The organism is Streptomyces sp. NPDC004561, from assembly GCF_053602155.1.
This window is the reverse complement of record NZ_JBSGDB010000928.1, coordinates 1-1140: the sequence shown is the minus strand read 5'-3', so window position 1 is coordinate 1140 and position 1140 is coordinate 1. Positions and strand designations below refer to the sequence as shown.

Below are 1140 nucleotides of genomic sequence, written 5' to 3'. Positions count from 1 at the left end.
CGGCGCCAAGTGGGACACCGAACTCGCCCGCACCATGAACTACGTGCCCAACAAGACCACCCTGGATGAGAGGATCCGCGACCAATCCCGCGGACCGGACATTTCGCTCGGGAATTGTTCGCCTACCCCTGCCCTGTGACGCTCTTCACCACCAGCCGCAGCGGCCCCCGCACCGCGGCCGGCGGCAGCCGGAACCCCGACCGCCCCGGGGTCACCGACCCCAGCACGCTCGGCCGGCGGGCGCCCGTGCTGCGCGGGTCGGTGCCCGGCAGACCGTGGGCGGTGAGGAAGCCGAGGACCGCGAAGGCGTACGCCTCCTTCGCGGCGGCCGGCAGGCCCAGTTCGTCCGAGGAGCGCACCGGGATCCCCGCGAGCCGCTCCCGGAGCAGGTCCGTCAGCACCGGGTTGCGGATGCCCCCGCCGGAGGCGATCACCTCGCTCGCGCCGACGGACCGCACCGCGTCCGCGACCGTCCGCGCCGTCAGCAGGGTGAGCGTGGCCAGCACGTCCTCCGGGCGGCCGCCGTCGAAGGCGCCCGCCGCCCGCAGATACCCGGCGTGGAACAGCTCCTTGCCGGTCGTCCTCGGCGCCGGCAGCGCGTAGTACGGCTCCGCGAGCAGCCGGTCAAGCAACCGCGGGTCCGGCCGGCCGCGTGCGGCGAGGGCGCCGTCCGCGTCGTAGGCCAGCCGCCCGCCGCTGAACTCCCGGGCCGCCGCGTCCAGCAGCGCACAGCCGGGCCCGGTGTCGAAGGCCGTCCCGTCCGGCGCGGTCAGATTGGCGATGCCGCCGATGTTCAGCGCCACCGGCCGCCCCGGCCTGCCGCGCAGCCACAGCAGATCCACCAGGCTGACCAGGGGGGCGCCCTGCCCGCCGGCCGCGACGTCCCGGGCGCGGAAGTCGGCGACCACGGGCAGCCCGGTCGCCTCGGCGATCCACGCGGGCTGACCGAGCTGCAGCGTGCCGTACACCCGGCCGTCGGACACGCCGTGGTAGACGGTCTGCCCGTGCGAGGCCACCAACTCCGCCCGGCCCGCGCACAGTTCGCCATCGGCCCGGACGGCCGCCGCCGCGAACGCCCGGCCGATGCCGGTGTCGAGCCGGCACACCGCCGCCAGACCGGCGGCGGCCGGCGGCAGCGCC

Annotated in this window: 1 protein-coding gene; it reads right to left on the bottom strand. The window is 76.4% G+C overall.

The window, feature by feature from the left end; genetic code table 11:
- Positions 1 to 122: 122 nt before the first annotated feature.
- Positions 123 to 1140: anhydro-N-acetylmuramic acid kinase (locus tag ACWEN3_RS46775; protein ID WP_452984566.1), on the bottom strand; the 1018-nt coding region annotated here is incomplete at its 5' end.